27 protein-coding genes and 1 other annotated feature are annotated in these 25,501 nt (G+C 45.5%); of the genes, 3 read left to right on the top strand and 24 right to left on the bottom strand.

The window, feature by feature from the left end:
* Window positions 1-114 precede the first annotated feature (114 nt).
* From EUAN_RS00305 to EUAN_RS00315, 3 genes are all read right to left on the bottom strand, one after another.
* Entirely contained in the window at window positions 115-843 is a 729-nt protein-coding gene (locus EUAN_RS00305; protein WP_169817298.1) for a DUF881 domain-containing protein, read from the bottom strand.
* Window positions 844-965: 122 nt separating this feature from the next.
* Window positions 966-2,282, bottom strand: a complete 1,317-nt coding sequence (gene argH, locus EUAN_RS00310; protein ID WP_071060519.1) for an argininosuccinate lyase — start codon at window positions 2,280-2,282, stop codon at window positions 966-968.
* An 11-nt stretch (window positions 2,283-2,293) separates the two neighbouring features.
* Complete coding sequence (locus tag EUAN_RS00315) at window positions 2,294-3,496, bottom strand: argininosuccinate synthase (protein ID WP_071060521.1); 1,203 nt, start codon at window positions 3,494-3,496, stop codon at window positions 2,294-2,296.
* A 257-nt stretch (window positions 3,497-3,753) separates the two neighbouring features.
* Between EUAN_RS00315 and EUAN_RS00320 the strand changes: the two genes are divergently transcribed.
* On the top strand, window positions 3,754-4,131 hold the full coding sequence (locus tag EUAN_RS00320; protein ID WP_071060523.1) for a LapA family protein: 378 nt from the start codon (window positions 3,754-3,756) through the stop codon (window positions 4,129-4,131).
* 37 nt (window positions 4,132-4,168) lie between these two features.
* Here the strand turns inward: EUAN_RS00320 and EUAN_RS00325 are convergent, their stop codons facing one another.
* Genes EUAN_RS00325 through trpA form a run of 5 tightly spaced genes read right to left on the bottom strand, consistent with a single transcriptional unit; the run spans window position 4,169 to window position 9,072 of the window.
* Window positions 4,169-4,972: a linear amide C-N hydrolase gene (locus EUAN_RS00325; protein ID WP_071060525.1), complete on the bottom strand. Its 804-nt coding sequence runs from the start codon at window positions 4,970-4,972 to the stop codon at window positions 4,169-4,171.
* 1 nt (window position 4,973) lies between these two features.
* On the bottom strand, window positions 4,974-6,317 hold the full coding sequence (locus EUAN_RS00330) for a TldD/PmbA family protein (RefSeq protein ID WP_071060526.1): 1,344 nt from the start codon (window positions 6,315-6,317) through the stop codon (window positions 4,974-4,976).
* A 1-nt stretch (window position 6,318) separates the two neighbouring features.
* Window positions 6,319-7,710: a TldD/PmbA family protein gene (locus EUAN_RS00335; protein ID WP_071060528.1), complete on the bottom strand. Its 1,392-nt coding sequence runs from the start codon at window positions 7,708-7,710 to the stop codon at window positions 6,319-6,321.
* A 1-nt stretch (window position 7,711) separates the two neighbouring features.
* Window positions 7,712-8,269: a class IV adenylate cyclase gene (locus tag EUAN_RS00340; RefSeq protein ID WP_071060530.1), complete on the bottom strand. Its 558-nt coding sequence runs from the start codon at window positions 8,267-8,269 to the stop codon at window positions 7,712-7,714.
* Window positions 8,270-8,280: 11 nt separating this feature from the next.
* Window positions 8,281-9,072, bottom strand: a complete 792-nt coding sequence (gene trpA / locus EUAN_RS00345) for a tryptophan synthase subunit alpha (protein ID WP_071060532.1) — start codon at window positions 9,070-9,072, stop codon at window positions 8,281-8,283.
* A 122-nt stretch (window positions 9,073-9,194) separates the two neighbouring features.
* Here trpA and EUAN_RS00350 point away from each other — a divergent pair, with 122 nt between their 5' ends.
* On the top strand, window positions 9,195-11,111 hold the full coding sequence (locus tag EUAN_RS00350) for a GGDEF domain-containing protein (protein WP_071060534.1): 1,917 nt from the start codon (window positions 9,195-9,197) through the stop codon (window positions 11,109-11,111).
* A 46-nt stretch (window positions 11,112-11,157) separates the two neighbouring features.
* Here EUAN_RS00350 and trpB (EUAN_RS00355) read toward each other — a convergent pair whose 3' ends face one another.
* The 15 genes from trpB (EUAN_RS00355) to EUAN_RS00425 all read right to left on the bottom strand — a co-directional run bounded on the left by trpB (EUAN_RS00355) (window position 11,158) and on the right by EUAN_RS00425 (window position 23,679).
* Window positions 11,158-12,345 carry a tryptophan synthase subunit beta gene (gene trpB, locus EUAN_RS00355; protein WP_071060536.1) on the bottom strand — a complete coding sequence of 396 codons (1,188 nt, stop codon included), beginning with the start codon at window positions 12,343-12,345 and terminating at the stop codon, window positions 11,158-11,160.
* 15 nt (window positions 12,346-12,360) lie between these two features.
* Complete coding sequence (gene trpB / locus EUAN_RS00360) at window positions 12,361-13,548, bottom strand: tryptophan synthase subunit beta (protein WP_071060538.1); 1,188 nt, start codon at window positions 13,546-13,548, stop codon at window positions 12,361-12,363.
* A 1-nt stretch (window position 13,549) separates the two neighbouring features.
* Window positions 13,550-14,167 carry a phosphoribosylanthranilate isomerase gene (locus EUAN_RS00365; protein ID WP_071060540.1) on the bottom strand — a complete coding sequence of 206 codons (618 nt, stop codon included), beginning with the start codon at window positions 14,165-14,167 and terminating at the stop codon, window positions 13,550-13,552.
* Window positions 14,167-14,925 carry an indole-3-glycerol phosphate synthase TrpC gene (gene trpC, locus EUAN_RS00370; RefSeq protein ID WP_071060542.1) on the bottom strand — a complete coding sequence of 253 codons (759 nt, stop codon included), beginning with the start codon at window positions 14,923-14,925 and terminating at the stop codon, window positions 14,167-14,169. Before trpC ends, EUAN_RS00365 begins: the two co-directional genes overlap by 1 nt.
* On the bottom strand, window positions 14,922-15,935 hold the full coding sequence (trpD, locus tag EUAN_RS00375; RefSeq protein ID WP_071060544.1) for an anthranilate phosphoribosyltransferase: 1,014 nt from the start codon (window positions 15,933-15,935) through the stop codon (window positions 14,922-14,924). Before trpD ends, trpC begins: the two co-directional genes overlap by 4 nt.
* Before the next feature lies 1 nt (window position 15,936).
* On the bottom strand, window positions 15,937-16,503 hold the full coding sequence (locus tag EUAN_RS00380; RefSeq protein WP_071060545.1) for an anthranilate synthase component II: 567 nt from the start codon (window positions 16,501-16,503) through the stop codon (window positions 15,937-15,939).
* Window positions 16,504-17,940: an anthranilate synthase component I gene (trpE, locus tag EUAN_RS00385; RefSeq protein WP_071061163.1), complete on the bottom strand. Its 1,437-nt coding sequence runs from the start codon at window positions 17,938-17,940 to the stop codon at window positions 16,504-16,506.
* 45 nt (window positions 17,941-17,985) lie between these two features.
* Window positions 17,986-18,287 (bottom strand) — a binding site (T-box leader).
* Window positions 18,288-18,364: 77 nt separating this feature from the next.
* Window positions 18,365-18,739, bottom strand: a complete 375-nt coding sequence (mscL, locus tag EUAN_RS00390) for a large-conductance mechanosensitive channel protein MscL (protein ID WP_071060547.1) — start codon at window positions 18,737-18,739, stop codon at window positions 18,365-18,367.
* Between the two features lie 72 nt (window positions 18,740-18,811).
* Window positions 18,812-19,528: a lysophospholipid acyltransferase family protein gene (locus tag EUAN_RS00395; RefSeq protein WP_071060549.1), complete on the bottom strand. Its 717-nt coding sequence runs from the start codon at window positions 19,526-19,528 to the stop codon at window positions 18,812-18,814.
* 67 nt (window positions 19,529-19,595) lie between these two features.
* Entirely contained in the window at window positions 19,596-20,531 is a 936-nt protein-coding gene (locus EUAN_RS00400; RefSeq protein WP_071060551.1) for an SPFH domain-containing protein, read from the bottom strand.
* Between the two features lie 2 nt (window positions 20,532-20,533).
* A complete protein-coding gene (locus EUAN_RS00405) occupies window positions 20,534-20,998 on the bottom strand; it encodes an NfeD family protein (RefSeq protein WP_071060553.1) in 465 nt (154 codons plus the stop codon).
* Window position 20,999: 1 nt separating this feature from the next.
* Window positions 21,000-21,704, bottom strand: coding sequence for a metallophosphoesterase (locus EUAN_RS00410; RefSeq protein ID WP_071060554.1), 705 nt, complete (start codon window positions 21,702-21,704; stop codon window positions 21,000-21,002).
* Window positions 21,705-21,784: 80 nt separating this feature from the next.
* Complete coding sequence (locus EUAN_RS00415) at window positions 21,785-22,720, bottom strand: 2-thiouracil desulfurase family protein (RefSeq protein WP_211266223.1); 936 nt, start codon at window positions 22,718-22,720, stop codon at window positions 21,785-21,787.
* 75 nt (window positions 22,721-22,795) lie between these two features.
* Window positions 22,796-23,035: a GIY-YIG nuclease family protein gene (locus EUAN_RS00420; protein WP_071060556.1), complete on the bottom strand. Its 240-nt coding sequence runs from the start codon at window positions 23,033-23,035 to the stop codon at window positions 22,796-22,798.
* Window positions 23,035-23,679: a carbonic anhydrase gene (locus tag EUAN_RS00425; protein ID WP_169817299.1), complete on the bottom strand. Its 645-nt coding sequence runs from the start codon at window positions 23,677-23,679 to the stop codon at window positions 23,035-23,037. The genes EUAN_RS00420 and EUAN_RS00425 overlap by 1 nt, the downstream gene beginning before the upstream one ends.
* A gap of 121 nt (window positions 23,680-23,800) precedes the next feature.
* On the opposite strand from EUAN_RS00425, the gene EUAN_RS00430 reads away from it, so the two are divergent.
* Entirely contained in the window at window positions 23,801-24,112 is a 312-nt protein-coding gene (locus EUAN_RS00430; protein ID WP_071060557.1) for a DUF6506 family protein, read from the top strand.
* A gap of 15 nt (window positions 24,113-24,127) precedes the next feature.
* On the opposite strand, the gene EUAN_RS00435 is transcribed toward EUAN_RS00430, so the two are convergent.
* A complete protein-coding gene (locus tag EUAN_RS00435; RefSeq protein WP_071060559.1) occupies window positions 24,128-25,489 on the bottom strand; it encodes a GTP pyrophosphokinase in 1,362 nt (453 codons plus the stop codon).
* Window positions 25,490-25,501: the final 12 nt, after the last annotated feature.

A 25,501-nucleotide genomic window follows, 5' to 3' on the forward strand; every position in this document is an offset into this window, starting at 1 on the left:
CTAAATATATTATAACATAATCATTTCAATGTGCCATACTTTTTTATGTACTTTTATCTGAGCATAGACTCTATAAAAGAAAAAGCATGGATATTATATATTTACCCACACTTTTTAATTTAAATTAACAGGTTTTGCGTATTTATGCTCTTCTTTTTTTCCATACTTCGAGATCTCGACTTCGTCCATTCGCTTTATGCTTATTCCGTATTGCAGTGTGTTCTCCATGTCCCAGACTACATTCCCTCTTATCTTAAGCCCTCGCTCCAGCGCATCGGGACTCCCTATGGCCTTTATGACTATTGGAGGCTTTACATTTACGTCGTTTACAAGCAAGCTGTCGCCTTTAGGCACTAGCTCCGTGAAGTTTGTATACCGCTGGTTGTTTATGGATATAGCCTCGGCGCCATTGTCATTCAGTATAGTTATAATCTGAAGTATAAAACTGTAGTTTTCCACTATAAAGCTTATGTTTTCCCCAGCTTCGACTTTCAGCTCTGGATCTCTTATCTCCACCGCAACACCTGGGCCACTCACGTCTTCGTATCCAGCAAATATCCTGTACCTCTCAAGCTCGTTATACTTCCCCTGAACCTCTTCGCTATCCTTGGCTTCCTCCGTTTCATACTGCCTTATCTGAGAGTCGAGTTCCTCTATATACTGCTTTGAACTCTCTTTCTTGGCCTTTATAATCTCGTATTCTTTTGAAAGTTCCTTTAGCTTCTGATTTGGAAACACGTTGAAGCCGACTACGCTTATCGCTGTTTTAAACTGAATTGAAATCATCACACCGAATACGGCACATACAGCCATAAACGCCAATTTTGACTTTGCTGCCTTCAAAAAATCACCACCCAAATCCATGTCCTTAGATTATAGCATATATATCATTTGTTTCAGATTACAAAAAAACAAAAGCCACCAATCAGTCTAGATTGGCGACTTTCGTCACAGAGCCCTGAGTTCTAAAGCAGCTCTTTTTTTATTCCCTTTTCAAATACCTTTTCATACTCTATGAAGTCATATATGTCGTCCGTGAAATTAGGGCTTACTCCGTTCAGCTCTTCTAAGCTTAGGTCCTCTATCGCAACTCCTTTGCTTTCACAGAGCAGCACTATCTCTCCCACTATCTTGTGGGCATCCCTGAAAGCCACTCCCTTTGTAACTAGGTAGTCTGCAACTTCAGTTGCATTCAGGAATCCTGCCTTCACAGCTCCTCTAAGCACGTCTGCGTTGACTTTCAGAGTCTTCAGCATCTCGTTCATTATGCTTATGCAAGATATCACAGTGTCTAGCGCATCGAAGTACTGTTGCTTGTCCTCCTGCATGTCCTTGTTGTAGGCAAGCGGTATTCCCTTCATAACGGTCAGCATACCCATAAGCGCTCCGTAAACTCTTCCTGTCTTCCCTCTTATAAGCTCTGCCGCATCTGGGTTTTTCTTCTGCGGCATTATGCTGCTTCCTGTTGCGTATGCATCGTCTATCTGTACAAATCTGAACTCCTGACTGCTCCAGATTATAAGCTCTTCACTCAGCCTGCTCAGGTGCATCATGATTATAGAGAATGCTGAAAGCATCTCTAGAAGGTAGTCCCTGTCGCTCACCCCGTCCATGAAGTTGTCCACAGGCTTTTTAAAGCCCAGCTTCTCAGCCGTGTAGCTTCTATCTATGGAGTGAGTCGTCCCGGCAAGCGCTCCGCATCCTAGGGGCGACTCGTCCATAAGCTCTACTGCGTTTTCAAGCCTCTGCTTGTCTCTTCTGAACATACTGTAGTACGCCATCATATGTTGCTTGAAAGTCACAACCTGAGCCCTTTGAAGGTGCGTATACCCTGGCATTATATGGCAGTTATTGTCTGCAAGTGTCTTTGTCGTCTCCATAAGCTCGCCCATCATCTCTGCAAGCATCTGTCCGTTTTCCTTTGCGAAAAGCCTCATGTCTACTGCGACCTGGTCGTTTCTGCTCCTAGAAGTGTGCAGCTTCTTTCCGACTTCGCCTATTCTCTCTATCAAGTTTACCTCCATAAAGGAGTGTATATCCTCGTAATTGCCTTCTATCAGCAGCTTTCCAGCTTCTATGTCCTCTAGTATAGAGCTTAGGCCCCCTATTATCTGGGACTTCTCCTCGTCTGTAAGTATTCCCGACTTGTTCAGCATCTCTACATGGGCCAAGCTCCCGATTATATCCTGTTTGTAAAGTCTCTTGTCAAAAGGAAGAGAGCTATTGAAGTCCTCCATCAGCTTGTTTTCGTCCTTTTGAAATCTTCCACCCCAAAGTTTCATTTGCTCACCGCCTATTTGTTTTTAGCCATTCCTCTTATCTTAAGTGGTAGTGTAAACAGCTTTATAAATCCATCCGCGTCTTCATGGTTGTAAAGCTCGCTCGCTCCGAAAGAAGATATCTCCTCGTCGTAAAGCGCATATGGAGAGTCCATTCCAGCTATAACCACGTTCCCCTTGTAAAGCTTCAGCTTAACCCATCCTGTAACTGTCTCTTGAGTCGAGTTCACAAATGCGTCTAGCGCCTCTTTAAGCTGTGTAAACCAAAGTCCGTCATATACAAGCTCTGCGTATCTTATAGCTACAGTCTGCTTGAAGTGGTAAGTCGCTCTGTCTATAGTCAGCTTCTCAAGGTCTTTGTGAGCTTCCATAAGTATAGTAGCTCCAGGGCTTTCGTAGACTCCTCTAGACTTCATTCCCACAAGTCTGTTCTCAAGTATGTCCACTACGCCTACTCCGTTCTCTCCACCTATCTTGTTAAGCTCTGAAAGCAGCTCCGCTGGTGACATCTCTACACCGTTTAATTTTGTAGGTTCTCCTTTTTCGAACTCCAGCTCAATATAAGTAGGCTCATCTTTTGCAGCCTCTAGAGTCTTAGTCATAAGGTAAAGCTCTTCCGCTCTGTGCTCGTTCTTAGGATCCTCAAGATGTCCACCCTCGTGGCTTATATGCATAAGGTTCATATCTCTTGAGTAGATCTTCTCCTTAGTTACAGGCACAGGTATTCCCTTTTCGTTTGCATAGTCTATGGCGTCTTCTCTAGAACTTATGTCCCATATTCTCCAAGGCGCTATTATCTGTATGCTAGGGTCTATCGCAGCTATTCCAGCCTCGAATCTCACCTGATCGTTTCCTTTTCCAGTGCATCCGTGACAGATGTACTTAGCTCCCTCTTTATGCGCTACTTCAACTAGCTTCTTAGCTATAAGCGGTCTTGCAACTGCTGTTCCCATAAGGTATTTGTCCTCGTAAACCGCATTTGCCTTCACTGCCTTGAATACGTAGTCCTTTACAAACTCCTCTTTTACGTCTTCTATGTATATCTTTGACGCTCCAGAAGCTATGGCCTTCTTTCTAACTTCCTCCATATCGTCGTCTTGTCCGACATTTACACAAGCAGCTATTATCTCCATATTGTAGTTCTCTTTTAGCCAAGGTATAACTATCGAAGTGTCAAGTCCTCCAGAATACGCCAGTACAACTTTTTCTTTGCTCATATTTAAAACCCCTCTCTATTTCATTATTTTAATGACTCTTTCCCAATATAATATCATCTTAACAAGGCTTAAAGCAATATATCCGGAAATTAATCAGTCTCTGCATATTTATTTATATTAACTTATATTTATTTATAATTATAACTGCTGATATTCACTATGTCAACAATATAGGCGTTTTTTAAAATTTTTGAGTCTGATGAAGCTCTTAAATGGGTATCTTAATAGGAAAGCATTCATTTAAAGGGGGTATCGCTATGCAGTGGAAGTTTGTAGTATCTCTAGTTTCGGCGCTTCTAGTGGCCGTGTTTGCCATACAGAATTCAGACCCTGTGGATATAAAGTTTCTAGTGGCTGGCGCCAATATTTCACAGGCACTTGTAATACTTATCTCCGCCTCGCTTGGAGCGGTTGTGGCCATATTCCTTGGGCTTTTAAAGCAGTTTTCGCTAAAGAAGTCCATAAGGGAAAAGTCCAAGCGCATACAAAACCTTGAGTCTGAAATCGCATCTCTTCGTGATGAGAACAGAGCGCTAAGTGAGTCGCTTAACGCTACCGGGACTCCTCATCTAGCTTTAGAGAGCATGCCGGGTAAATCGCCTGAATCTTCAAACCTTGAGCACAAGGAAGACTAAAGTTTTTAAATCCAAAGGGCAGACCAAATGGTCTGCCCTAGAATATTTTGCTGTAGCCGCTGTTTCTCTTTCGGCTTGTCACCTTTGTGTTTAGCTTCAGCTCTGCGAAGTCCACAGAGAACCTGCCGCCCTTAAGGCAGTCCTCTAGCTTGAACTTGTACTCGTCCTCGAAGTTCCCCTCTATCCAGAGGCTGAAGCTCCTCTTCTCTAGGTCGTATACGCTGCTCCAGGCAGTAAGTCCCTCTTGGTAGACATTTGAAACCATCTCCCTATAGCCTACACCATCCAGGTTGCTTTCAAACTCATAGCTTTTCTTGACTTTCAGCTCGCGCTTACAGCTGTTCTTACTGGTTGCAGACTTGTTCGTCAGAACTCTGTATGTTTCAGCGTCTAGCTCTACAAGCTCTTCAAATACATTTTCTTCGTATATCCCAACTGTGTTTTGTCTGTCTGCGAAAAAATACTGCACCTTGGGAAGCCCGTACTTTATCTTGTAGTCTATGGCGAAGCTCTTGACTATCTCAAGCGCTTCGGCGGAAGTCCTGGCCCTCTCCAGCAGAAACCTCACCATGCTGAGGCTGTTTATCACAAGTGGGGACTCTTTCCGCTCCTCACCTCCATATGTTGGAAGCGCCACCACAGCCACAAAGAGTCCCTCTGTGTTTATGCCTTCATATGCCCTGTCTTCGCCCATCTGCTCTATAAATGCGCAACCTATAGTGCTTATGCCGTAGCTCCTATAGGGCGGCACAAAGCAGATATTTCCGCCGTACTGCACCCAGTCAAAGCTCCTTCCGACTAGTGTCTTTCCGCTCTCAACTCTTCCAAACACGGTGCACATGCTACTCCCCTGCCACCGAAAGGCTCTTTATCTTTATGGAAGGAGAGCCTATGTTTCCAGGAAGTATGAATTCTAGGTCGTTTCCTATCATCTCTATCTCTTTTATCAGCTTGTAGAAATTGCCCGCCACAGTTATCTGGTTTACAGGCCTTGAAATTTCCCCATTTTCAACAAGGTATCCATAGGCCGAAAGCGAGAAATCACCCGATACAGAGTTAAGACCAGAGTGAAGCCCCTGAAGGTCTATGACAAGTATACCTCTCTTTACGGACTTTATTATATCCTCAAAGCTGTGAGATCCGTTTTCCACATAGAAGTTGGTAGGCGCTATGGATATCGAGGACTTGTAGCCCTTAAATCCATTTCCTGTAGGTTCCACTCCGTCTTTCTTGGCCGTCTTTAGGCTGTGAAGGTATGTCTTAAGCACCCCGTTTTCGATCAGCTTCTTGTACACTGTAGCAACGCCCTCGCTGTCGAAGCCTGTAGAGCCCATCCCGTTCTCCAGGAAAGGGTCGTCAACTATTGTAAGCTCCGGCACAGCTATCTGCTCTCCTAGCTTGCCCTTCAACAGCGAGAGATCTTTCTGCACAGCCTCTGCCGAAAAAATTCCTTCAAATGAATCTACAAGACTCGCAGCCACATCATTTCTAAGCACTATCTCGTAGTCTCCAGACTCTACGCTCTTGGCCCCTATCATGGATATCGCCTCGTCCACAGCCTCTTTTGCAAGCTGAGATATGTCAAACTTAGAGAAATCGTTTGAAAGCACGTATCTGTCGGCCGTCTTTATGTCGTCCCCGTCTTTCACTTTTACAGAGATATAGCCGTAAGCCATATTGGATCTGTCCTCCAGCACAAGGCCTTTGCTGTTTACTAGCACGCTGTAGCCACTTGACTCTCCGTATAGGCAGGTGCTCACCGACTCCACCCTTTCGTCCAAACTAAGCGCCACTCGCTCTAGCTCCATGGCGAAGTCTATCTTCTTAGACGTGTCCACTTTCTCAAGCTCCGGGTTGTAGCTCTCCACTTTTCTGTAGCTTTCGGACCCGCCGAATATGAACTCCTTGTCCTCGTCCTCTATCACAGAGGCGTTTTGCTTAGCGCCCTCTATAAGCATGTCCACCGAAGAGCTGTCCACCTTTTCCGAGTAGGCGTAGCCCATATTTCCATTGTAAACCCCTCTGAAAGACATGCCCTCGCCGTCCGCTATAGTGTATTTGTCAAGTTCTCCTTTAAACACCTTTATATCCATGCTAGAGCTTCCCTGGATATATACCTCCATGTCCTCGAAGCCGGCCTGTTTTCCCTTTTCCAGCAGTTCCTCTATCAACGCTTTGTTCTCCATACTACTCAACACTCCTTCCGCCTACAGTCATGGACTCGACCCTTATAGTCGGCTGGCCTACATTGGCCGGTATCGACCCGCTTGAAGCTCCGCAGACTCCCTGTCCATGCTCTAGGTTGTCTCCAACCATGTCTATCTTCTGAAGTACCTCAAGTCCGCTGCCTATGAGAGTTGCCCCCCTTACAGGCTCGCAAATCTTTCCGTTTCTGACTATATAGCCTTCCATCACGGCGAAGTTGAACTCGCCTGTCACCGTGTTCACAGAGCCTCCGCCCATGTTTCTGGCGTAGAGCCCGTACTCTGTGCTCTCTATTATCTCCTGCTTCTTGGACTTGCCTGCTGCTATATAGGTGTTTGTCATCCTAGAAGTCGGGGCGTATTTGTAGGACTGCCTTCTGGAAGAGCCTGTAGACTCGACTCCCATTCTCTGTCCATTCAGCTTGTCCACCATATAGCCCTTCAGTATTCCGTTTTCTATAAGCACGTTCTTCCTTGTAGGAGTTCCCTCGTCGTCTATGTTGAGAGACCCCCATCCGTTTGGAATAGTCCCGTCGTCTATTGCAGTCACAAGAGGAGATGCCACCTGCTCGCCAAGCTTGTCCGTGAAAACAGACAGCTTCTTGGCCACAGACGAAGCCTCCAGCCCGTGTCCGCAGGCCTCGTGGAATATAACTCCTCCGAAGCCGTTGTCTATTATGACAGGCATCTTGCCGCTAGGACATACATCGGCCTCTATCATAGTCTTGGCGACTCTTGAAGCCTCTCTGCCGTAGCCTTCTATATCAAGGTCCGAGTAAAACTCGAATCCCATCTGGGCGCCTGGTCCGAAAAAGCCCGTCTGCATCTCTCCCTCGCTCTGTGCTACAGAGGATATTCCCATTCTGGTCCTGACCCTTCTGTCCTCTGTGAAAAGTCCTTCCGAGTTGGCTATCATCACGTTCTGTATGCTGTCGCCGTAGCTCACCGAGACCTGCGAGATTACGCTGTCGTACTCTTTCGCAGAGCTGTAGGCCCTCTTCATAAGCTCTATCTTCCTGGCCTTCTCCACTGTGTCCGGCAACACCTCTATGTTGTGAATGTTTTTCACCCTATAGTCTATAAGGTCTATAGATATTTCTTTTCTCTCTCTTCCTATTACAGCCTTGGAGCCCTGGCTTGCCAGCTTCATAAGGCTCTCTCTGTCCGACTTGTTTGTATATAGGTAGATGCTGTTGTGTCCGTTGAATATCCTTAAGCCGACTCCGAAGTCCCTTCCAGTCATGGCGCTGTCTATCTTTCCGCCTATCAGGAAGAGCGAAGAGTTGTACTTGTCCTCCACAAACACCTCTGCAAAGTCTCCGCCTGTGGAAATCGATTCCGCTATCATTTCCTCCACTATTTTTCTGTCTAGCATTTTATCCCTCCTGCTTCTCTGCTTCGGCTTCCGCCTTCAGCTCTCTTATGGTCTTTAGGCTTATGTCGCTTTCCGAAGCTCCTATAAGCTCTACCGCCCTCTTCAAATCCTCTTTTGACTCCACCTCTATCTCAAGGTATGGATATGGCACTGTCGCCTCGTCCCAAGTATCTATATCGTAGACTATGTTTTCCAGCCTGTACCTTATCCTCTCTTTGTAGCCCTCGTGCTTTTTAGAAAGTCCAAGCTCTAGAAGCATCCTGCCAAGCGACTCCTTGTCCTCGACTTTCGTCTCTATCTCCTCGTACTCCTTTATTCCATCGTTTGAGATTATTTTCTTTATTGTAAACTCGTACTCTACAGCTCCCGTACTCAGGTCCTTTATCTCCCTTATCCTGATATATCCCCGCCTCTCGCGCTCGAACGAGCCGTCCGGGTAGTCATATACGCTATTTACCTGAAGCTCTCTTTTTACAAGCTCAGCACCTATTTCCACTAGCTTTCGCTCTATCTCGCTCTTGTCTATGTTCAAGACTTTCACTTCCAGCTCTCTTCCCATGCTCTCACCTCTTACCTTATGGCGTCCTTTAAACTCTTTACAAAGCTCGACACGTCCTCTATTATCTCGTCGTTACTCTTGTCCTCGAGCGTCCTTCTGACTATGGCGCTTCCGACTATTATCCCCTCTGAAAGCTCCTTGTACTTTGATGCCATCTCCGGGCTAGAGATTCCGAACCCTATCGCCCTAGGCACTTCAGTCACCTCGGCTACGGACTTCATATAGTCTGTTATATCTGCGCTGAATTCCTTTCTCTCTCCTGTGACCCCGGCTACAGACACGCAGTATATGAATCCACCTCCGCCGCTTGCTATCTCTTTTATCCTGTCCTTGGAAGTAGGTGTAACAAGAGGTATGAAATTGACTCCGTACTCGTTGCACTCCTCTATTATGTCTTCCCTCTCCTCTAGAGGCAGGTCAGGGATTATTATGCCGTCCACTCCCGACTCCGAAGCCAGTTTTAGGAATTTTTCCGAGCCGAAGGCGAATATAGAGTTGAAGTAGACAAGTAGCACAAGCGGAACTTCCGACTTAGATCTTATGCCACTTGCCATCTCCATCACAGTTCTTGTCTTTACTCCGTTTTCCCTTGCAAGCTGCGAAGACGACTCTATGACTTTTCCGTCGGCTATAGGGTCCGAGTACGGAACTCCCAGCTCCACTATATCAGCTCCGCTCTTCTCCATGGAGAGCACTAGCTCCTCCGTTATTTCCAGATTGGGACAGCCCGGAGTTATAAACACTATAAGCGCTTTTTCATTTTTTTCCTTTAATTCTTGAAACTTCTTATCTATTCTATTCACATTATCCCTCTTTTCGTCAGTTTTTAGTCTAATTGTCCTACAAATCCTTGTATTAAGCCCTACTTAATTATATAATTGTGAAAAAGCAGGAAATAAATCTTTCCAATTTTGGGGGTAGCGCTATGTCTGTTCTAAAGAAACGAATTTACAACGCTAGAATACCAATACTAATAGTATTGACCATACTCTTCACTTTTGCACTGTCCATATTTATGCTTAGCAGGCAGTTCAACAAATTCAAGGAAGAGTCTGTATATTATTATAATACCATTATAAAAGAGTCTATAGATAGAAAAATTGAAATCTCTGAGAACAGCGAAGAGCTTTTCGACAAGAAAGCCTATTCTCTTATGAACTCAATCTCTTCCGAACTTGGAGGCCTGTCTGTCGAGAACATAGACCCTGAGCTGCTGAAGCTGATATCTAAAAAATACGATGTAACTGGACTCTGCATACTGAAAGACAGCGGTGAGTTTGCAACTATAGAGACTTCGACTGTTCCAGGCGAGCAGGGGATGACTACAGAAGACTGGGGTTTTTGGAACACAGCTATAGTCGAGCTCTTCAACGGCGAAGAGGTGACTGTGGACAAAGGGTTCTCCATCGAAAACTTTTGGATCGGTCCAAAGACATACTCTTATGTCGAAAAAGAAGCCAAAGGGCAGAGCTCCTTCTACAAATATGCGTACATAAAAAATCCCGGCCAGGAATATATGGTCTCTGCCATAGTCAGCGAGCAGAACTACATAGTGGAGGAATACGATCTAAACGACCTATTGAGCAGGTATGAGTCTGATATCGACTTTATAGAGTCTGTATATATAGTGGATCTCAGCAGGCTTAAAAACAACGCTGCCGACAAAGAGCCTTTTATAGTTTTCGGATCCGACCGCTTAAAGCTTTTCCCTCTTGTAAGCCAGGAGATAAAGCAATCTGGAGAGGATCTCACAGGGACGCACTCCATAAAGTCTGAGGGCAGAATCTACGACTTCATATTGAACAAGATTTCGGACGAATACTACATAGTCACTATAATGTCTGGAAACAACAACTTCGGAGGTATTATCTCTACCTTGGCTATCTTGATCTTGATTTTTTCGCTTGCAATCTACTTTGTATCGGTACTCATAAAAAAGCACAATCTTCAGTTTCAAAAGCTGCTAACCCTTGAGTCCAAGCGAAGTGCAGTCGCTCTTGATCTGAGTAAAGTCCTGTCATCTATTCCGGACTATGTGTTTAAGTGCCGTCTAGATGACGAAGAGATTACGCTGGTGTTCAACGAGGGAAGTGCAATCGAGTCTGAAAACTACCTGCCTTTCGGATCGGACCCTGTGCCTATTTCAGACTACTACCCGGAGGAGTTTGTGTCCTCTCTTAGAAAGCAGATCCTTCTGGGCTTCAAGGGCATACGGTCTCAGCTTGAGTTCAAGCTCTCGGACAAGATATACTCTTTCTCTACAAGCCCTGTATACTCTGGTCCGTGCGAAGTGTCTGAAGTAATGGTGACTGGAATAGATGTCTCCTCCTATATAGAGGAGAGAGAGCAGAGCAGGTATATGGCATGCCATGACAGCTTGACCATGCTTCCAAATAGGAACATGCTTATGCAGGACATGCAGGACATAATAGCCAAGAAAACTCCTGCTATGGTTTATTTCCTGGACTTAAACGGATTCAAGTCTGTAAATGACACTTTAGGTCACGAAAGAGGCGATGAGCTGCTCAAAGATGTGGGCAATTCACTGCTGGAGTCGCTTGAGCACAATATGAAGCTCTACCGATTCGGTGGAGATGAGTTTATAGTCCTGGACTCTGAGCTGAGAGCTCCGGACCAGCTGCTAGAGCTTTCAAGGAGATTTAAATATGCCGTCTCCTCGCTAGAGTCACAGTTTGAAGAAAGCGTGAATCTGGGAGTGAGCATAGGCATAGCACTATACCCTGAAGACGGCGACTCTATAGAGTCCTTGATAGCCAAAGCCGACCGTGCCATGTATGAGTCGAAAAAGCATAGCTCTCGGCTCTACACCATAACTATATAGGATTATTTTAAAGCCAGCTTTTCAATTGAAAAGCTGGCTTTCTCTATTAGTCTTCCTCTGTTACATCTACACCTTTAAGCCTTGCTATTCTGGCTATGTCCTTGTCTCCTCTTCCCGAGAGGTTGACTATTATTATCTCGTCTTTTCCTGTATTTCTGGCAAGCGTCTCTAGATATGCTATGGCATGGGCGCTCTCTATTGCCGGTATTATTCCCTCTTTTTTCGTAAGCAGCATAAATGCCTCTACAGATTCGTCGTCTGTCACAGAGTGATACTCTGCCCTGTTGCTGTCCCTTAGGAAAGAGTGCTCCGGACCTACTCCTGGGTAGTCCAGTCCTGCCGATATGGAGTGTACTGGCATTATCTGGCCGTCTTCGTCCTGAAGCACATATGTCTTCATGCCGTGAAGTATTCCCACAGTTCCCTTGGCAAGTGTGGCCGCATGCTTGTCTGTATCCACTCCAAGCCCGCCAGCTTCAACTCCTATTAGCTTTACAGACTCGTCTTTTATGAAGTCTGTAAATATTCCCATGGCGTTGCTTCCCCCGCCTATGCATGCCACTACGTAGTCCGGAAGCCTGCCCTCTTTCTCCAGTATCTGTCTTTTGGCCTCTTCACCTATTATCTTCTGGAAGTCCCGAACTATAGTAGGATAAGGATGTGGCCCCATAACAGACCCAAGTACGTAGAAAGTGTCATCTATCCTCTCTATCCAGTTTTTAAGCGCCTCGTTCACTGCATCCTTGAGCGTCTTTGTGCCTGTAGTCACCGGAATTACTTTGGCTCCATGAGCCTCCATCTTGAACACATTTAGAGCCTGTCTCTTTGTATCCTCTTCTCCCATGTATATATCGCATTCCATTCCGAAAAGCGCCGCCGCAGTGGCTGTTGCAACTCCGTGCTGTCCTGCACCTGTCTCAGCTATGACTCTCTTCTTGCCCATTCTCCTTGCAAGTAGCACCTGCCCTATGGCGTTGTTTATCTTGTGGGACCCTGTGTGGTTAAGGTCCTCTCTCTTTAGATATATCTTTCCGCCGCCGTAGTGCTTTGTGAGGTTCTCTGCATAGTAGAGAGGGCTCTCTCTTCCCACATAGTCTTTAAGATAGTAGTTTAGCTCATCTCTGAAGCTTTTGTCAGACATGGCCTCTTCAAAAGCAGTTTCAAGCTCTGCAAGGGCATTCATAGCTGTCTCTGCCACATACTGCCCTCCGAATTTACCGAATTTACCCTTCATCTGTATATCCCCTTTCTAGTCTTCCTCTGTTACGTCTACGCCTTTCAGCCTTGCAATTCTCGCTATGTCCTTGTCTCCTCTTCCCGAGAGGTTGACTATTATTATCTCGTCTTTACCTGTGTTTATAGCCAGTGTCTCTAGGTAAGCAAGTGCGTGCGCGCTCTCTATAGCTGGTATTATTCCCTCTTTCTCTGTCAGCAGCATAAAGGCGTCCACTGCCTCTTGGTCTGTCACTGAATGGTACTCAGCCCTCTTGCTGTCTCTGAGGTACGAGTGCTCCGGTCCGACTCCAGGGTAGTCTAGCCCTGCTGATATAGAGTGTACAGGCAGCACCTCTCCTTTTTCGTCCTGTATCACATAAGTCTTCATTCCGTGTATAACACCTATGCTTCCCTTTGTAAGTGTGGCCGCATGCTTGTCTGTATCCACTCCAAGCCCTGCAGGCTCAATTCCCACAAGCTTTACTCCACTTTCCTCTATGAAGTCTGCGAAAAGCCCTATCGCGTTGCTTCCTCCGCCTACACATGCCATTACGTAGTCTGGAAGCCTTCCCTCTTTCTCCAGTATCTGCTTTTTGGCCTCTTTTCCTATTACGCTCTGGAACTCCTTCACTATTGTAGGATAAGGATGCGGACCGACTGCAGACCCAAGCACGTAGAAAGTGTCGTCTATCCTCTCTATCCAGTTTTTAAGCGCCTCGTCTACAGCGTCTGTAAGCGTCTTTGTACCGCTAGACACAGCTACAACTCTAGCTCCAAGCGCCTCCATCTTGAACACGTTCAGAGCCTGTCTCTTTGTGTCCTCTTCTCCCATGTATATATCGCACTCCATCCCGAAAAGCGCCGCCGCAGTGGCCGTTGCAACTCCGTGCTGTCCTGCACCTGTCTCAGCTATAACTCTATTCTTGCCCATTCTCTTGGCTAGTAGCACCTGCCCTAGCACGTTGTTTATCTTGTGGGCTCCTGTGTGGTTAAGGTCCTCTCTCTTTAGATAGATCTTCCCGCCGCCGTAGTGCTTTGTAAGGTTCTCTGCGTAGTAGAGCGGGCTCTCTCTTCCCACGTAGTCTTTAAGGTAGTAGTCCAGCTCTTCCTTAAAGCTCGGGTCAGCCATAGCCTCTTTAAAAGCCACCTCCAAGTCGTTTAGCACCTTTGAAACGGCTTCCGGTACGTACTGTCCTCCAAATTCTCCAAAGTTTCCATTCATATTAATTCCTCGCCTTCTCTATAAATTTTTTTATCTTTTCAAAATCCTTGTAGCCGTCAGTCTCGACTCCACTAGACACGTCTACCACGTCTGGATTCGACTTCTCTACTGCGTCGCTTATATTCTCGGGGTCAAGCCCTCCGGCAAGTATAAGCTTCTTGAAATCTCCGTTTCTCACAAGCTCCCAGTCAAAGGACTGCCCAGACCCTCCGTATTCAGTTTCGTGGTAGGCATCCAGCAGTATCCCATCGACTCTCTCTAAGCTGTCGTATCTCTTTCCAAGCTCTATGTCGCCTTTGTCTCTAACCCTTATGGCCTTCCAGACTCTGTATTTAGTCGGTATCTTGGATATATACTCCTCGTCTTCTTCTCCGTGAAGCTGCACTACGTCTAGCTCCGCCTGCTCCGCTATTTCAAGTAGCTCGTCCAGCTCTCTGTTTACAAATACGCCTACTTTCTCTATACTGTCGTCTAGCGCATCCGAGAGCTCTCTGGCCTTCTCGCCGTCTATCTCCCGCCTGCTCTTTGCAAATATGAACCCCACGTACTCGGGCTTGCAGCTGTTTACGTATTCCACGTCTTCAAGCCTTCTAAGCCCGCATACTTTTACCGCTACCATTAGAATACCTTCTTTATGTCTTTCAAATTCCTCATAAGGCTCTCCCCTATAAGCGCCCCGCTCACGCCGAGCGACTTCAAGTACTTAAGGTCTTCAGCCCCTTTTATTCCGCTCTCCGAGATCACAAGCCTGTCTTTCGGAAGATACTTTAGAATCTTCTCTGTGTGACGCACATCTGTGGTAAAAGTCTCTAGGTCCCTGTTGTTTATGCCTATAATCATAGGGTCCGCCTTCTCTATATAGGCCACTTCCTTTTCTGAGTGTATCTCCACTAGAGGGTGCAGGCCAAGCTCCACCGATTTCCTGTAGTACTCCGGAAGCTTCTCTTTCAGTACAGAGGCTATCAGGAGTATGGCATCTCCGCCTATGGCCTTTGTCTGGTATATCTGATACTCGTCGACTATAAAGTCCTTTCTCAGTATCGGCTTGGAGCTCACGGCCTTTACCATCTCTATGTAGGAGTCGTCTCCTAAAAAGAAATGCTTTTCTGTCAGCACGGAGAATGCATCGAAGCCTTGCTCTTCGTATATCTTGGCTGTAGCCACAGGGTCGAAATCCTCTTTTATTATCCCCTGAGAAGGTGATGCCTTCTTTATCTCGGAGATTATGGCAAGCCCCTCTGCATCTCTGATGGCCGAGGTGAAGTCTCTAATTATTTTGCCTTCAGCCCTCTTTATCATCTCCTCTATAGAGACCTGTCTTTTCTCTTCCGCTATCTGCTCTATCTTTTTTTCAACTATTTTGTCTAAGATGTTCATCTCAACCCTCCGCTGTACTTTATTAGTTTTTCAAGCTTTTCCATAGCCGCTCCAGAGTCTATTATCTCTCTGGCAAACTCTATTCCCTCTCCGAAGTCCTTTGCGGCCTTTCCTATATATAGGGCGGCGGCGCTGTTTAAAAGCACTATGTCTCTTTTAGGGCCCTGCTCTCCCGAGAGCACGCTCCTCATTATTCCGGCGTTTTCGGCGGCCTCTCCTCCGACTACAGACTCTATAGGCGAAAACGCTATACCGTAGTCTCTAGGGTCTATCTCGTAGTTTATTATCTCACCGTCTTTCAGCTCTGACACGATTGTCTTTCCTGTTATGGTTATCTCGTCTAGCCCGTCCGAACCGTGGACTATCATGGCTCTCTCAGTTCCAGTTCGCTTTAGCACATCGGCCATAATTCCTGTGAGCTTTGGATCGAACACCCCAAGCACCTGGCCTTTCACCTCTGCTGGATTTATAAGCGGCCCCAGTATGTTGAAGACCGTCCTTATTCCAAGCTCGCCTCTAACTCCAGCCACGTTTTTCATAGACTTGTGGTAGTTCGGGGCGAAGAGAAACGCCATGTCGTTTTGCTTGAAGCACTCCTCCGCCTCTTCTCTAGTCATCTCTATGTCGAAGCCTATCTCCCTCAGCACGTCTGCGCTTCCGCTCTTGCTGGACACCGACTTGTTTCCGTGCTTTAGTACAGGTACTCCCCCTGCCGAAGCTATTATGGCCACAAGAGTGGAGATATTGAATGTGTTCTTGCCGTCTCCGCCTGTGCCGCATGTGTCTATAGCATATGAGTCCACCGCGACTCTAACCGCATGCTCTCTCATTGCAAGCACAAAGCCCGATATCTCCTCTGGAGTCTCCCCCCTCATCTTCAGAGCTATCAGTATGGCCGAGATCTGGGACTCTGTAAGCTCCCCCTTCATCATGTAGTTCATAAGGGCCTTGGCTTCCTCTGTCGAAAGCTTGTGTCCGTCTAGTATTCCACTGAGTATCTTCTTGAACATCTTAAATCACCTCTACGAAATTAGCTATCATTTCCTTGCCATGCTCTGTCAGTATCGACTCTGGATGAAATTGCAGCCCGTAGATAGGGTATCTTTTGTGGGCTATTCCCATTATAAGCCCATCTTCCGTCTCTGCTATTATATCAAATTCATCCGAAAGTGTCTCTCTGTCTATTATAAGCGAGTGGTATCTCATGACTTTGAAGCTCTCTGGAAGCCCCTTGAAGAGCGGATTCGCCTTTGTCTTCACAAGCGCTGTCTTTCCGTGTACTATCTCGCCTGCCCTGACTATCTCTGCTCCGTATACCTGCCCCATGCTCTGATGCCCAAGGCATATCCCAAGTATGGGAAGCTTGTCCTTGAAGTAGTCTATTATATCAAGCGTGTTTCCGGCTTCCTCCGGCCTTCCAGGCCCAGGCGATATTACTATCTTGTCCGGCTTAAGCGCTTCAAGCTCTTTTACGTCTATCTTGTCGTTTCTGTATATTCTCACGTCGTCCTCGAACTCTATCAGATACTGATATAAATTGTAGGTAAACGAATCGTAGTTGTCTATTAGTACTATCATCTATACCACCTCCAGAAGTGCTTTCGCCTTGTTGACAATTTCCCTGTACTCTTTCTCAGGCACCGAGTCGTAAACAACTCCAGCACCGGCCTGTATATAGGCTTTCTGTGATTTCAAAACTATAGTCCTTATGGCTATGCAGACGTCCATATCCCCGTTGTAGCTGAAGTAGCCCACAGTTCCAGAGTACAGCTCTCGCTTTACGTCCTCTATCTCGTCTATCAGCTCCATGGCCCTTATCTTAGGCGCCCCCGACACAGTCCCGGCCGGGAAGCAGGCTTTTAGCGCGTCGAAGCATGTCATGTCGTCTCTAAGCTCTCCCACCACCTTTGAAACTATGTGCATCACATGCGAGTAGTAGTCCACTTCTTTGAACCTCTCCACGTTCACAGTCTTCTTCTTGCTTATCTTGCCTATGTCGTTTCTTCCAAGGTCCACAAGCATCATATGCTCGGCTATCTCTTTTTCGTCTTGCAGAAGCTCCGCCGCTATCTCCTCGTCTTCCGCCTTGTTTTTCCCTCTAGGCCTTGTGCCGGCTATCGGGTGAGTCTCAACCACCCCTCCTATCGACTTTACAAGGCTCTCAGGCGAAGACCCTATGACCTGGAAATCCCCGTAGTCTATAAAGTAGAGGTAAGGCGAAGGGTTCTTTCTTCTGAGCCTTCTGTATATCTCGAAAGGGTCGTCCTCTGTAGCTATCTCGAATCTGTGCGAAAGCACTATCTGGAATATATCTCCCGCCATTATATGCTCTTTGGCCTTTTCAACTTTCTTGCAAAAATCTTTTTCTGTTTCAGGGTTGTCCTCTATCTGGGCGCCCTCGCCTGGCCTTTTCTCCTCCATATTGACTATTTCAGGCATCTTGGAGAGCTTTCTGTGCATATCGTCTATCTCGTCCAATATCTCCTCGTAGCTTTTGTCGCCTGGCTCCACATTGTATATAAGCGAAAGAGTCTTCTTGAGATGGTCGTAGCAGACTATCTTCTTGTAAAACATCATGTATGACTCTGGAATGTCTATCTCTGCATTGTTGCTTGCCGGTATATCCTCTATATGCCTTATTATGTCGTACCCAAGGTATCCTATGGCCCCTCCGCTAAACGGAATGTCCAGACCCTCTTCCTCGTAGTCCACTTTCATATGTTCTTGAAGCACATCTATTAAATTCCCCTCAAGCTCTACGCTCTCTCCTTGGCTTTCGATAGTTATGTTTCTTCCGCTGCTCTTTATCTTTTTAATCGGATTTTCTCCAAGAAAAGTGTACCTACCGCTGCTTCCCCCTATCATCGCGCTCTCTAGCAGAAACTTGTAGTCTCCGTCTAGATTGTAGTACATATTAGTCGGCGTTATCTGGTCTGCCATATACTCCACTGAAAGCGGAAAGTTCTTCCCCATCTTCTTTAGTTCTTCAAATCTTGCTTTATCCATATTTGCCATTTCTATCCCCCCAAATTTAAGTACAAAAAAAGCCACTTCGTCTGTATATGGGACGAAGTGACTCGTGGTGCCACCCATTTTTAAACCGCCCAGATATACAAAAAGACATCTCATCCTGTATTAGGACGAAATGTCTGTATTTCGCTATGCCACCTAAGCAATTTCTCTCTAGGGTACAGATAATTCGATACCCTGTCCTTTTAACGGTAGACCCCCGTACGTTGCTACTCTATTTCACAGCGTCATCTCACGGACCCATTCAGTTTAAACTAAGGTATCCAGCTCTCACCACCCTGGACTCTCTTGGACCGTCGTCTAGACCTACTCTTTCCGCTCGTAGATTTTACGTTTTCGACTTATTTATTAATTAAATTATACTCACGCATTTCTCAGTTGTCAAGCTTTTAATATTTTTTAACTGTCACTACTTCTGCTTGAGAATATCCCTTATCTCGGCTAGGATCACTTCTTCGTTAGAAGGAGCTGGCGCTGGTGCAGGTGCTTCCTCTTTTTTCTTCTGGAACTTCTCAAAGCTCTTGACTATCACAAACAGCGATGCCCCTATTATCACAAAGTCAACTATGCTCTGTATAAAAGCACCATACTTCACAGAGGCCTCTCCAACTTCCAGTGCAAGGTTTTCAAAGCTTCTTCCCCCGAGTATGATTCCAACAAGCGGCATTATTATGTTCTCTACGAGCGAAGTCACTATCTTATTGAAAGCCCCTCCGATTACAACGGCAACTGCCAGATCGAGCACATTCCCTCTGAGCATAAACTTCTTGAATTCCTGTAGCATATGAACCCCTCCTTTTGTACTTATTTTTCTGTTGTTGACTATATACCCCTTAATTCCAACTTTAAATGCAGATCAAGATAAATTTCCCTCTATTACAGATTTTATCTTTTCAGACAGCAGCTTGGTGTCTTTTTCATACTCCTCTGTCATGTACACCGGCTCTGCTATAACCAGCTTCACCTTTGCGGGATTGATCTTGATGCTTCCCTTCTCCATTATCCTGTTGGAGCCTGAAATGGTCACAGGCACAATCGGAACTTTAGACTTGGTGGCAAGCTTGAAAGCCCCTTGCTTGAAATCTTTTAGCTGTCCGTCTTCGCTTCTCGTACCTTCTGGAAATATCACCATAGAGTATCCCTCTTTCAGCTTTTCAGACCCCTGCTTTATGGCCTTAAGCGACTCCCTAGGGTTGTCTCTGTCCATAAACACGCACTGCATATACTTCATCCAAGTGCTGACCATGGGCATCTTCTCCATCTCTTTCTTAGCCATAAAGGCCTTTGGCTTGTCTATATATCCAAGCAGCAGCGGTATGTCGAAGTTGCCCTGATGGTTGGATACGAACAGCACAGTCTCGTCTTTCGGCAGATTCTCTTCCCCCACAACTTCCACTTCACTTCCGCTCAGCTCTATAAGCTTTCTCGCCCAATTAGGCACAACTTCTGCAACCATCTCGTCTCTCTTTTCAAAATCTCCTGATTCTTCAAGCACTCTTGTCTTTCTGGATTTCGGGATAAGCATTATAAGGCTTGCCCAAAATCCTATAAACCACTTTAAAGTCCTAAACATATCATTCTCCCCTTTTCACCAGAAAGGCTATCCAGGACCGATAGGTCTCTGGATAGCCTGCTTGTTTCTATTCGTCTTGCTTTGTCACATCTTCTACGTATTCTGGAAACTCATCTTTCTTTATGAGCTCTGTGATTGCAGTCGTAAGTCCTGCAAGTCCCTGTATCTCAGAAGGTATTATTATCTTGGTAGCCCTTCCGTCTGCGGCTTTTCCGAAGGCCTCAAGCCCTTTAAGCGAGATTACAGCTTGTGACGGTCTTGACTCGTTTATCATTCTTATACCTTCAGCCGTAGCTTCTTGGACTTTAAGTATTGCCTCTGCCTGTCCTTCCGCCTCTCTTATAGCGGCTTCCTTCTTGGCCTCAGCTATAAGTATAGTAGACTCTTTTTTACCTTCAGCCACAAGTATGGCCGATTTCTTTTCTCCTTCAGCTCTGAGTATGGACTCTCTTCTGCCCCTCTCAGCCTTCATCTGCTTCTCCATAGCGTCCTGTATCTCTGCTGGAGGTATTATGTTCTTAAGCTCCACCCTGTTTATCTTGATTCCCCAAGGGTCAGTAGCTTCATCCAGTATGCTTCTCATTCTGGTGTTTATAGTGTCCCTCGACGTAAGAGTTTGATCTAGTTCCAAGTCTCCCACTATGTTTCTAAGTGTTGTTGCAGTCAAATTCTCTATCGCATTCAGCGGATTCTCCACGCCGTATACATAGAATTTAGGATCTGTAACCTGGTAGTATATAACAGTGTCTATCTTCATAGTTACATTGTCTTTTGTGATTACAGGCTGTGGTGGGAAGTCCACCACCTGCTCTTTTATAGAGACTTTCTTAGCTATTCTGTCTATAAAAGGCACTTTCATGTGAAGCCCGACACTCCAAGTTGTCTGATAAGCACCCAGCCTTTCAACTACATAGGCATTCGCCTGTGGCACTACTTTTATATTTCTGACTATCAGTATAAGTACAAAGAATACTATTACTAAAAAAACTATAAATTGAGCCATTTTTATTCCTCCTCTTCTACTCTTTTAACTACAACTCTTACACCTCGGACATCCAAGACCATAACCTCTGTATCCCTCGGGATGTCCTCGCCGTTTTCAGACTTGGCAGACCAAATCTGTCCACCTATCTTGACCTGTCCTTTGCCCAGCATATTGTCTATTTTCTCTATGACAATTCCATTCTGACCTGCTATGGCGTCCACATTTGTCTTCTCTTTTCCAAGCTTTAGATACTTTGTGGCTATAGGCCTAGTGTATATCAGAAGGACTATCGATACCACCAAGAATACGACTATCTGAACTATAAACGGAACTTCAAAGCTTGCAAGCACAAGCGCAACTATGGCCCCTATCACGAACCAGATGCTGGTTATCCCAAGCGAAACAGCTTCTACAATCCCGCATACGACTGCAACTATTATCCAAAATGTCACGTCATCTATTGGAAGACTGGGAAAAAGCGTCATTCTATTCACCTCCTATGGCTATGAATTTAGGTTTCAGCTTCAAATAGTCGCAAGAGACCAGATGAAACTCTATGCCTTCTACACTTCCCTCCACTGCGAATTTATGGCCTTCCGCATGAAGGTGACCGTATATGCATATATCTACCCCATATCGCTTCATTATATCCACAAATTCATTTGGACTTGAGTCTGAAAACCTGAAAGGGGGGTAGTGGAGCATAACTATTCGCTTGCTCAGCTTTTCGTCTTTCAACGTCTCAAGGGATATCTCAAGCCTGTTCAACTCTCGTTCGAATATCTTTTCGTCCTGTTCCGAATACTCCTCTCCCTCTTTTGAAGACCATCCTCTAGTTCCAAATACGCCTACATCCCCGATTTTAAAGCTGTTTGTCTGTACGAAATCGATAGTCTCAAGCTCCATCCCTTTCAACTTTGCCTTGGTTCCCCACCAGTAGTCGTGGTTTCCCTTCCCAAGCAGCTTCTTGCCGGGAAGTGCGTCCAGCTTTTTAAGATCAAGATATGCCTCCTCAGGCTTAAGCGCCCAAGATATATCGCCCGGCACAAGCAGCATATCGCCTTCTGAAACTGTGTCTTCTATGTTCTTAAATATTTCTTCCTGATAATTCTCCCATACTTCTCCGAATACATCCATAGACTTTTCTCCTGTGCTGTCTAGGTGAAGATCGGACATAGCGTATATATTCATATATCTTTACCGCCTTTTCTATTGCATCTCTAGTAGATATTCTAACATATATTCCGAGCTATGTCCCCTGATTTATGGAGCTATCTTCTTCGCCTATCTCTGTAGATTACAGGCGAAGTCCCAAAGGAGAACCCCTCCTCAAAGCTCTTTCTCTCCATAAGCACAAGCTCAGACGCTATTGTAGTCATATTCCTGAGGTCGGTAGGCTCCATTATCTCTTCAACCTCTAGTCCCATGTGCTTCTTGTAGTAGGTGTAGTTCTTCCAAAGGCTCTGCTTTATCTTGTTTACAGTGGACGGCTTTCTGAGCATCTCGAGTATCTCTGCTCTAAAGCTCTCCGCCTCGCTGGCTATATCTTCAAACTGGCCTGAAGCTATTCGCCTCCCTATCTCCCTGGACTTTTCGTTGTCTATCTCCTGGCATAGAAACTTAAGCACATGCCACACCGCATATATGTCCTCTGCTGTCTCTATCTCCTGTTTCTTGAGCCATACAAAGGCCAGCATACGCCTTCTCCAGTCCCACCATTTTATAGGGCTCTGCATCTCAAGTGCCGGTATCAGGAAATAGCCCTGCTCTAGCAGCAGTGACCCAAATACTCCAGGCGGATTTCCTCTCTTCTGCTTTTTGAGGTTTGTCCTGTAGACTCCGCAGGAAGGGCTGCCGTCCATGTAGATAAAGACCTCTGTCTCTCCTCTCTTCAATGTCTCCATGCAGGCAAGCGAGCCTTGTTTTAAGCCTTCTGTCACATCTCCCTTTCCCTGCTGCATGACCTTTCCTTCGCCGCTCCACACTGTGTCCCCTGTTCCTCCAGCTATTCTGATGCTGTTTCTAGGAACTCCAAGCCCAGCCATACACTCAGGGCAGACAGGGTGCCATATGTAGTCGCCCTTCTCCCTGCCCAGAAACTCCAAGAAGTCCCACCCCTTGTTGTTGTACCTGACTTTAGAGCCATAGCAGCAGCCACTTATACCTATAGAAATCTTTTCATCCACAACAGTATCTAGCTTTTTCAAACAAATCACCCCTTGTCTTTTATACTTCATTTATCTCCATTTTTAGACTTTTTAAGCAACAAAAAAAGAGAGGTTCTACCTCCCTATTAGTTCCAGCTTTTTCGCCCTGCTATAGCTTTTTATCTCGGCTTCTCTCTTCATGGCCGCCGATTTCTCGGAATAGCTCTCGAAGTAGACCAGTTTCACCGGCAATCTTGCTCTTGTGTACTTTGCACCTTTCCCGCTGTTGTGTGCGCTCAATCTTCGCTCTATATCTGTAGTCCATCCTGTATAGAGGCTTCCATCTGCACACTCTACCACATAAGTGTAGTTCATCAGTCCTCTAGAAAAGTTACCTTTCCAGTCCCAAGGTCGTACTTTCCACCTGTGACTTTAAGCAGACCCTTCGCAACTCTCTCTTGTACCACTTTGTTCTCCATTATGTCGTTTATTGACTGTATCAGATTTGCATCTTCCAGAAGTGTAGTGGCCTCTCTCTTGTCGTACTTGCTTATGGTATCAAGACCTATGCTCTCCTCTATATGAGTCCTTATCTTGTCCACATTCTCTGTAAGCGGTCCACCATCCACAGTCGCCTGTATTGCTCCACACATATTATGCGCAAGCACAAATACAAGAGGAGTGTTCAGGTACTCGGCTGCATACTCTATGCCTCCAAGCACGTGGTCATCAACCACATTCCCTGCATTTCTGATCACAAACAAGCTTCCCAGCCCCTGGTCGAATATAAGCTCAGGAGGGACTCTAGAGTCTGAACAGGCAAGCAATATAGCCTTTGGCTTTTGAGACTTCCCGTATAGATGTCTCGCCTTGTCTATATTTATATTTCTGTTCCTCTGATTTCCTTGATAGAATCGCTCGTTTCCCTTCTTCAGTTCTTCAAGAGCTAAGTATGTTCTATTGCTTGTATCTATAATATTCAAGTACTTGCCTAAATTCGACGCATCATCTCTTCTCAAGCATATCACCTCTGTATCTTTTATTTCTAAAAATTATATTGTTTTTCAACTGCCTTTTCAAGCTTTTTATTTGCAACTCTTGGTTCTAAATGCTAAACTTCTCTTAAAAGGAGTTGATGAAATGTCTTTAAATGAAGCATACCTTATCTTAGTTCCAGGTGTAGACCCGAGCGTTGACAGATCTGAAATACTGAAAGACAACTACAAGTGCTTGACCGTACTTGTAAACGACGAAGAAGAAGCGCTAAGCGAAGCCCTCTCTCTAGTCGAGACTGAGAGTATACACGCCTTTGTACTCTGTCCTGGATTTACAAACGTGGGTATAGGAAAGATAGCCGGTGCACTCGGAGAGAATGTATCTGTAAACGTAGCTCGTGGGGATGGAAGAAGCACTAAGCTTGTGAGCGAAATAATAGAGTCTGAGTGGAGCTAGGGATACCCCTGGCTCTTACTCAAGTATGTCTCTTATATCCTGCTTTATGTTTTCCACAACTTCGAAAGCCTGGTCTCTCCAGTCCTCGAAGTTCTTGACCCTGTTCACCCTTGTAGTGATCTTCGAGTTTATCCGCTCTATATTGTCGTAGTTTACAAACTCTATGCACGTGTTCTCTTGGAACACATCGGCTATGGCGTTCATCACCTTGTCTACTATGTCGTTTCTCTGCCAGTCTTCAAATCTGGAGTTGAGCTTTCCGTTTGACTTCAAGTTTTCCAGAAACTCATCTTTTATAAAGGCTATAAAACCTTCGAAGTCCTCTGTGTCTGTGCCTATCTCTATGTCAAACAGTATCCTGAAGAGCAAGTTCCACATGAAATCCTGGTTGAGCGAACCGAGTATCGGCTCTCCAAGCCTCTTTTCATATTCATCCTCGAACTTTATATACCTCTCGAACTCTATATACTCTATAAAGGATATCTCGTTTTGGCTCACATCTTTAAGCCTTCCAAGTATACCTAGAAAAGTTATGCTGTAGCTTGAAACATCGTAGACTTTCGACTTTTCAAATATATACTTCACTATTATGTCGCAAGGCTTTCTGAAGTCCACTACAAAACCTATATCCCCTTTTATCTTGTGGGAGTACATATTGTGTATCATCTTGGACAACAGCTTCTGGAACTGGTTTTTCCTGACCTCGTCGTTGTCTTCATCCATTTCGTTTATGTGGTCATGCAGAATCATCAGCTGCCTGTCGATCATGCTCAGGTTTTCCTTTATAGACCCCATTATGTCTCTGAAGAAGTCCTCTATCATGACGTAGTTGAAGTTCTTGTAGAGTATCTTGTGCTCTATCTCGCCCCAGAACATGTTTACAAGCGACTTTATCTGAAGCTCGAATGTTATCTCGTTTTCCCCCAGCCTGTACTTTCCATCTATCCTGAATATCTTGAATCCGTTCTTCTGGCGCTGCGGCTGCTTGTCGTCTAGCTTCAGCTTCACGTCTGGGTTGGACTCTGTGGAAAAGTACTTTCCGTCCTCTGTTACGTCGAACACTTTGAGCAGCTTTCTGTAGAGCTTGTTTTCATCTTCTATAAACCTGCACTCAATTCTAATCCCGATCAGATCGGAGAGGTCGTAGATCATCTCCTCAGCATTTTCGTACCTGCTGTAGTAGTTGTTTCTGAGTATCTTCTCCTTCAAGCTCATCTTGGTCTTGACTCTTGTATTTATGTTCAGGAAGCCTTCAAAGTCTTCCATTTCAAACTCAAAGAATTTTTCCAGTTCGTCGGAAGCTTCTTCAAGCTGGTCCTCTAGCTCACACAGATGCCCTGTAGCTTCCTCTATAAAATCAAATATCTCTAATTTCAAGCTTTCACCTCC

Source organism: Andreesenia angusta (assembly GCF_001855385.1).
Classification (GTDB): domain Bacteria; phylum Bacillota; class Clostridia; order Tissierellales; family Gottschalkiaceae; genus Andreesenia; species Andreesenia angusta.

Bases quoted from the DNA above. Each gene is read 5' to 3' on its own strand.
- trpC (WP_071060542.1), bottom strand. From the start codon at position 14,925: ATGAACATCTTAGACAAAATAGTTGAAAAAAAGATAGAGCAGATAGCG.
- EUAN_RS00330 (WP_071060526.1), bottom strand. From the start codon at position 6,317: ATGGAGAACAAAGCGTTGATAGAGGAACTGCTGGAAAAGGGAAAACAG.
- EUAN_RS00395 (WP_071060549.1), bottom strand. From the start codon at position 19,528: ATGTTTAGGACTTTAAAGTGGTTTATAGGATTTTGGGCAAGCCTTATA.
- trpB (WP_071060536.1), bottom strand. From the start codon at position 12,345: ATGAAGGGTAAATTCGGTAAATTCGGAGGGCAGTATGTGGCAGAGACA.
- EUAN_RS00400 (WP_071060551.1), bottom strand. From the start codon at position 20,531: ATGGCTCAATTTATAGTTTTTTTAGTAATAGTATTCTTTGTACTTATA.
- trpD (WP_071060544.1), bottom strand. From the start codon at position 15,935: ATGTTCAAGAAGATACTCAGTGGAATACTAGACGGACACAAGCTTTCG.
- EUAN_RS00365 (WP_071060540.1), bottom strand. From the start codon at position 14,167: ATGGTAGCGGTAAAAGTATGCGGGCTTAGAAGGCTTGAAGACGTGGAA.
- EUAN_RS00340 (WP_071060530.1), bottom strand. From the start codon at position 8,269: ATGGGAAGAGAGCTGGAAGTGAAAGTCTTGAACATAGACAAGAGCGAG.
- EUAN_RS00320 (WP_071060523.1), top strand. From the start codon at position 3,754: ATGCAGTGGAAGTTTGTAGTATCTCTAGTTTCGGCGCTTCTAGTGGCC.
- trpE (WP_071061163.1), bottom strand. From the start codon at position 17,940: ATGGCAAATATGGATAAAGCAAGATTTGAAGAACTAAAGAAGATGGGG.
- EUAN_RS00420 (WP_071060556.1), bottom strand. From the start codon at position 23,035: ATGAACTACACTTATGTGGTAGAGTGTGCAGATGGAAGCCTCTATACA.
- EUAN_RS00380 (WP_071060545.1), bottom strand. From the start codon at position 16,503: ATGATAGTACTAATAGACAACTACGATTCGTTTACCTACAATTTATAT.
- EUAN_RS00405 (WP_071060553.1), bottom strand. From the start codon at position 20,998: ATGACGCTTTTTCCCAGTCTTCCAATAGATGACGTGACATTTTGGATA.
- EUAN_RS00325 (WP_071060525.1), bottom strand. From the start codon at position 4,972: ATGTGCACCGTGTTTGGAAGAGTTGAGAGCGGAAAGACACTAGTCGGA.
- trpB (WP_071060538.1), bottom strand. From the start codon at position 13,548: ATGAATGGAAACTTTGGAGAATTTGGAGGACAGTACGTACCGGAAGCC.
- EUAN_RS00410 (WP_071060554.1), bottom strand. From the start codon at position 21,704: ATGAATATATACGCTATGTCCGATCTTCACCTAGACAGCACAGGAGAA.
- mscL (WP_071060547.1), bottom strand. From the start codon at position 18,739: ATGCTACAGGAATTCAAGAAGTTTATGCTCAGAGGGAATGTGCTCGAT.
- argH (WP_071060519.1), bottom strand. From the start codon at position 2,282: ATGAAACTTTGGGGTGGAAGATTTCAAAAGGACGAAAACAAGCTGATG.
- EUAN_RS00350 (WP_071060534.1), top strand. From the start codon at position 9,195: ATGTCTGTTCTAAAGAAACGAATTTACAACGCTAGAATACCAATACTA.
- EUAN_RS00430 (WP_071060557.1), top strand. From the start codon at position 23,801: ATGTCTTTAAATGAAGCATACCTTATCTTAGTTCCAGGTGTAGACCCG.
- EUAN_RS00315 (WP_071060521.1), bottom strand. From the start codon at position 3,496: ATGAGCAAAGAAAAAGTTGTACTGGCGTATTCTGGAGGACTTGACACT.
- EUAN_RS00335 (WP_071060528.1), bottom strand. From the start codon at position 7,710: ATGCTAGACAGAAAAATAGTGGAGGAAATGATAGCGGAATCGATTTCC.